This is a genomic window from Marinobacter sp. G11 (genome assembly GCF_021282325.1).
Lineage (GTDB): Bacteria > Pseudomonadota > Gammaproteobacteria > Pseudomonadales > Oleiphilaceae > Marinobacter > Marinobacter vinifirmus.
The window spans coordinates 1-835 of sequence record NZ_JAJSPB010000109.1 but is presented as its reverse complement, the minus strand read 5'-3'; the positions used below and the strand labels follow the sequence as shown (position 1 = coordinate 835).

Annotated in this window: 1 protein-coding gene; it reads right to left on the bottom strand. The window is 55.3% G+C overall.

The features are described 5' to 3' along the window. Positions 1-752: IS110 family transposase (locus LWH94_RS19260; protein WP_232903313.1), on the bottom strand; the 752-nt coding region annotated here is incomplete at its 3' end. Positions 753-835 lie beyond the last annotated feature (83 nt).

Below are 835 nucleotides of genomic sequence, written 5' to 3'. Positions count from 1 at the left end.
TGAACGGATTCGAAGCGCTGAATATCGCCGACTTCGTAGAGAATGGTCAGGGCCAGAATGCGGCCTACTCCAGGAATGGTCTTCAGCACGTTGAGTGACGCCGGGTCGTGTTGTTTGGCCTGCTGTTCCAGGTGCCATTCAAGCTTTTTGAGTTCGTGCTGATAACAGTCGACGATGGCCAGGTCCAGGTCGATATTGCGCTGAACGTCTGGATCGCTAAAAGCGGCGGTCAGTTGTGACCGGCCGCCAGGGTTGTTGAGGTTGGCTTTGCTGGGCGGCAGATTGTACTGGCCCAGAGTGTTCACTGCGTGGGCCTTGAGCATGGCACCATGCCGGACAATGCGAGTACGGCGGCGCAACAGATCCCGGGTGGCCCGCATCTCCTTGGGATAGACGTAAGCCAGTGGAAAGTTACCACCGCGCATTAGCATCGCAATCTTGAAGGAATCGATGCGGTCGTTCTTGGTTTTGCCCCCATGAATGGCCTTCATATAAAGCGCGTGGCCCAGGATAAAGTGGATGCCGTGCTCTTCACACAGATCGGAGATCCAGTACCAGCAGTGCATGCATTCGACACCGACGACTAGATCATCGCGAAAGGGTTCGAGCATGGCCAGTAGCAGTTCCGGCTGGGCTTTGATTTCTTTATGCAGCAACACCTCGCCCTGTTGGTCGAGGATGCAGACATACAGGCTGCGGGCGTGCAGATCGATTCCACAATAATGGCGGTGGGTGCTATGGTAAAAGTTCATGAGTCTTCTCCCTTGTAGTGCTTGGTCGCCTTCCAGCTTAGCGGGCAACCGCTGGGCTGGGGAGAAGGCTCAATCAGTATCAA